This window comes from Pseudomonas sp. 28 E 9, from assembly GCF_900004785.1.
In the GTDB taxonomy this organism is placed as follows: Bacteria; Pseudomonadota; Gammaproteobacteria; order Pseudomonadales; family Pseudomonadaceae; genus Aquipseudomonas; species Aquipseudomonas orientalis_A.
On the sequence record NZ_CVTK01000046.1, the window covers coordinates 41,135 to 45,973 of the forward strand.

Sequence of the window (4,839 nt, forward strand, 5' to 3'; positions counted from 1 at the left end):
CGGCGTCCTGCCGGGTTACCCACGGATTCAAGCCTGCGTTCGGCCAGCGTGGTTTAACGGGGCGCCTAGGATCAAAAGCAGATCAAGATCAAGATCAAGAGCGGCTCGCTTCGCATCGTGGTTACGGTTGGGCGCTACAGCGTTGTGTAGATACCTATGCTCCGATAGCGGTGTGTCAGCCAGCCAGTGTTCAGCTGACACACCGCCATCGGGGGCAAGCCCCTTCCCACATTTGGATCTTCATTCATCAGTTAGCCACCACCGGCCCCTAAATCCTCTTCTCGCTGATGCGTCTTCAGAACATGAAGTCCGTGCGTATTTCCCACTCCCACGGATCACCACCTGAGGGATCGAGAGATGTCAGTCGCCACCAGCCCCATTGAAGCCGCGCCTGCGCACGCCAGCGAGACGCTCTATCAGTTCGACGAAACCCCGCTGCTGGCCCGTCAGCGCCAGCAGGAGTCCAACGCCCGCAGCTACCCGCGGCGCATCCCATTGGCGCTCAAGCGTGCCAAGGGTATCTACGTGGAAGACGTGGAGGGCCGCAGTTTCATTGATTGCCTGGCCGGCGCCGGCACGTTGGCGCTTGGGCATAACCACCCGGTGGTGATCCAGGCCATTCAACAGGTATTGAGCGACGAGTTGCCATTGCACACCCTGGACCTGACCACACCGGTCAAGGACCAGTTCGTGCAGGACCTGTTCGGCCTGTTGCCGCCGGAACTGGCGCGGCAGGCGAAGATTCAGTTCTGCGGCCCAACCGGCACCGATGCGGTGGAAGCGGCCTTGAAACTGGTACGCACCGCCACCGGGCGCAGTACGGTGTTGTCGTTCCAGGGCGGTTATCACGGCATGAGCCAGGGCGCGTTGAGCCTGATGGGCAGCCTCGGGCCGAAGAAACCCCTGGGCGCGTTGCTCGGCAATGGTGTGCAATTTCTGCCATACCCTTACGACTACCGCTGCCCGTTCGGCCTGGGGGGCGCGGAAGGGGTGCGGGTCAACCTGCATTACCTGGAAAACCTGCTCAACGATCCCGAAGCCGGTGTGTTGCCGCCGGCGGCGGTGATTGTCGAAGTGGTGCAGGGCGAGGGTGGCGTGGTGCCGGCGGATCTCGATTGGCTGCGCGGCTTGCGGCGCATTACCGAGCAGGCAGGGGTGGCGCTGATTGTCGATGAGATCCAGAGTGGCTTTGGCCGCACCGGCAAGATGTTTGCCTTCGAGCACGCGGGGATCATCCCGGACGTGGTGGTGATGTCCAAAGCCATTGGCGGCAGCTTGCCATTGGCGGTGGTGGTCTACCGCGACTGGCTCGACACTTGGCTGCCGGGTGCGCATGCCGGGACCTTCCGTGGCAACCAGATGGCGATGGCGGCGGGTTCTGCGGTGATGCGCTACCTCAAGGAGCACGACCTGGCCGCGCATGCGGTGGCGATGGGCGAGCGCCTGGGCGAACACTTGCGCATCCTGCAGCGCGACTTTGCGCACCTGGGCGATATTCGCGGGCGTGGGCTGATGCTTGGCGTGGAACTGGTGGACCCCAATGGCACATGCGACATCCAGGGCCATCCACCGGTGCACCGCCAACTCGCGCCTGTGCTGCAACGCGAATGCCTCAAGCGCGGCCTGATCCTCGAGCTGGGCGGGCGGCACGGCAGCGTGGTGCGCTTCCTGCCGCCGCTGGTGATCACCGCCGCCGAGATCGACCGTGTCGCCGAGATCTTCGGGCGCGCCCTGGCGGCGGCGGTCGCCAGCGTCTAATTTTCCCGGGCCTTGATACGTTTCTACAGATATCAGTGCTGCGCATGGTGCGCAGCCGGCCTTTGAGCGACGGAGAATAGCAATGACCTCAGTATTTGACCGCGACGACATCCTGTTTCAGGTAGTGGTCAACCACGAAGAGCAATATTCGATCTGGCCCGACTACAAGGCCGTGCCGGAGGGCTGGCGCACCGTGGGCAAGAGCGGCATGAAGAAAGAATGCCTGGCCTATATCGAAGAGAACTGGACGGATATGCGTCCGCTGAGCCTGCGTCAGAAGATGGATGGCGCTGCACTCGCCTGAACACCGTGCTTCAAATGTGGGAGGGGGCTTGCCCCCGATGGCAGTGGATCAGTTACAGATGCATCAACTGACACACCGCCATCGGGGGCAAGCCCCCTCCCACAATTAATTCGCGTTGACTTCCGGCCTTTCTTTCTCCTGTCCCCCCGTCACCACCTGCACGCTCAAACGCGGTGTCGCCAGGTCAAGCCCGGCTTCATCCAGGTGTCGCTTGAGCGACAGGTTGAACGCCCGCGACACTTCCCATTGCTTGATCGGCGCGGTCTTGAACCGCGCGCGCAGGATGGCGCTGCCCGATTCAAAACTCTCCACACCCTGGATCTCCAGCGGCGACCAGATATTGCGGCGCTGCAGCGGGTCGTTACGCATGGCCTGGCCGACGTCGCGCATCAGTTTGATCGCGTCGTCGATCTCCATGTTGTAGGGAATCGCCACGCGGAAGATCGCGTAGCCGAACTCGCGGGAATAGTTCTTGATGCTCTTGATTTCGCTGAACGGAATCGTGTGCACGATGCCGTCGATATCGCGCAGGCGCACGGTACGAATGGTCAGGCCTTCGACAGTGCCCAGGTGGCCGCCGACGTCCACGTAGTCATCAATGGCCAGGGAGTCTTCGATGATGATGAACAGGCCGGTGATCAGGTCCGCCACCAGCGACTGTGCACCAAAACCGATGGCGATACCGATGACACCCGCACCGGCCAGCAGCGGCGTGACGTTCATGCCCATGTTCGCCAGGGCGACAATGGCGGCAATGATAAAGATGGTCACGAACAGCACATTGCGGATCAGCGGCATCATGGTCTGCGCCCGCGCGTTGGCCAGGCCTTTGCGTGAGCGGGTCAGGGCGTGGTGGATCGCGGTGTCGCTGAGGATCCAGATCAGCCAGGCGAACAGCAGGGTCCCGCCCAGACCGAACAGCTTGACGCTGACTTCATGGCCGTCGCCTTCGGTAAAGCGAATCATCGACAGGCCCCACACCCGCAGCCCCAACTCGATAAACACCAGCCACACCGCCAGGTGCACCAGGGTGTAGACAAAGTTCTTCAGGCGGTCGGAGTACAGCGCATGGCGCTTGTGCCCGCGTTGCGGTTTGAGGGCGTGGCGTCGCACCAGGCCATTGATCACCATGCACAACACCAGCAGCACCGTGCACAGCAGCGACTGGCGCAGGGCGGTGCTGCTGTCGCCGGCGGAAAGGAAGGTGGCGAACAGCGAAATGCCCACCAGCAACAGCGCCGGCAGGTACCAGAAGGTGCCGATGATCGAGAGGGTGTCGGTGAGGGCGCGACGCGTCAGACGGCGCGACAGCGGCTGGTTGCGGATCAGGTGGGCGATCGGCCGACGAAACCGCAGGATGAAGACGCCGGTGGACAGCGCGGCCATGACATTGGCAACTGTCGCGGCCGTATGCGCCAGGTGCTGGCCGAGCGCTGCGACCAGTCGCGGGTCGCTCAAGGCTTCGCCAAAGGCGGCAAAACTGCCGATCCACCACAGCGGGCGGAAGGCCTGGTGGCGCAGGATATACAGGGCGCGGTGGCGGTGCGGGCCGTCGAGCACCGAGAAGCCAATCACGCAGATCGCCGAGAAACAGGTGCCGACCACCAGCGCGTACGCCAGCACCATCGCCAGCGACTTGCCCAGGGACGAGGGCAGGGCGTAGCTCAGGTAAACCGTAATCACCAGGGCGATCAACCACGGGCCCAGCTTGCGCAAGGCAAAGCGCAGCATGTCCCAGGTACGCGGGTGTTGCGGCAGTTCTTCGGGCAGGCCGAAGCGCTCGCGCACGCGGTGGCTGAGCCAGATCAGCGCGGCGGCCAACAGGCTCCACACCGCCAGGATCAGCGCAAAGCCAAAGATGATCGGCAGCCATTCGTTGGCGGGCAGCATCAGCGCGCTGAGTTCATCCCGGGCCAGGTCGACTTCACTGGCCCAGCGCCCCATCGGGCTGTCGGCGCCGGAGAACTGCTGTTCAAAGCCCGACAGCGTGCTGCCGATCAGGCCGAGCACACCCAGCTCGGCCGCCGGCTGGGCTTTCTGCGTGGCGGCGCGCAGCTTCTTCAAGTCGCTCAGCAACTGGGTGCGCTGCTGGTCGTTCTCCAGGGTCTTGATCACCTCGTCCAGCGACTGCCCCAGGGGCACATCGGCCTGGGGTTGGGCCTTGGTGGAGCCGCCCAGCATCCCGGGCAAGCCCACCGCCTGGGCGGACGTCAGCGGCAGCATTATGAGCAGGGTGATCAGCAGGTAGCGGGGCAGGGCAAACAGACGGGAAAGCACGAGGCGGTCAACCTTGAAAGCGATGAATGGACCGAGTGTACGAGGCCGCTATGCCAGATGCGAGTGTCATTGCGCCAATTTGGCGAGGATCTTGTACACCACGGTGCCCAGGATCAGCAGCATGCCGACCCACATGCCGAACACGCCAAGGGGGTTGTCACGAAAATTGAAGCCGACGGCGAGCATGATCATGCCGATCAGGATGGGGATCAGCATGGCGTGGAAAGAGGACATGGAGATCATGGGGGTGACGGCCTTGTCGGAGTGGAAGTTCTGACAAGTCTAGGCCCGATTGCGGAAAGTGCAGGTGATGCAGATCATTGTGGGAGGGGGCTTGCCCCCGATGGCGGCCTCTGGGCCGACCAGGATGTTGGATCAGATCGAGTACATATCCGTTTCTGTGGTCACGGCTGCTATAGGTTCCGCTTTTACAGCGGCTCACTTTTGAAAAGCGCAAAAGTAAGCAAAACGCTCTTGCCCCACCACTCGGCACCTCGCTT

At 62.8% G+C, this 4,839-nt stretch carries 4 protein-coding genes; 2 read left to right on the forward strand and 2 right to left on the reverse strand.

The window, feature by feature from the left end; genetic code table 11:
- The first annotated feature begins 357 nt into the window (after positions 1-357).
- Positions 358-1,758 carry an aspartate aminotransferase family protein gene (locus BFQ00_RS13635; protein WP_065933800.1) on the forward strand — a complete coding sequence of 467 codons (1,401 nt, stop codon included), beginning with the start codon at positions 358-360 and terminating at the stop codon, positions 1,756-1,758.
- A gap of 82 nt (positions 1,759-1,840) precedes the next feature.
- The gene (locus BFQ00_RS13640; RefSeq protein ID WP_057721389.1) at positions 1,841-2,062 is read left to right on the forward strand and encodes an MbtH family protein; all 222 of its coding nucleotides are present in this window, start codon (positions 1,841-1,843) and stop codon (positions 2,060-2,062) included.
- A 105-nt stretch (positions 2,063-2,167) separates the two neighbouring features.
- Here the strand turns inward: BFQ00_RS13640 and BFQ00_RS13645 are convergent, their stop codons facing one another.
- On the reverse strand, positions 2,168-4,339 hold the full coding sequence (locus BFQ00_RS13645) for a mechanosensitive ion channel family protein (protein ID WP_065933801.1): 2,172 nt from the start codon (positions 4,337-4,339) through the stop codon (positions 2,168-2,170).
- A 66-nt stretch (positions 4,340-4,405) separates the two neighbouring features.
- The gene (locus BFQ00_RS29665) at positions 4,406-4,573 is read right to left on the reverse strand and encodes a hypothetical protein (protein WP_165386132.1); all 168 of its coding nucleotides are present in this window, start codon (positions 4,571-4,573) and stop codon (positions 4,406-4,408) included.
- Positions 4,574-4,839 lie beyond the last annotated feature (266 nt).

Excerpts from the sequence above, each read along its gene's own strand:
- BFQ00_RS13640 (WP_057721389.1), top strand. The coding sequence starts at position 1,841 with ATGACCTCAGTATTTGACCGCGACGACATCCTGTTTCAGGTAGTGGTC.
- BFQ00_RS13635 (WP_065933800.1), top strand. The coding sequence starts at position 358 with ATGTCAGTCGCCACCAGCCCCATTGAAGCCGCGCCTGCGCACGCCAGC.
- BFQ00_RS29665 (WP_165386132.1), bottom strand. The coding sequence starts at position 4,573 with ATGTCCTCTTTCCACGCCATGCTGATCCCCATCCTGATCGGCATGATC.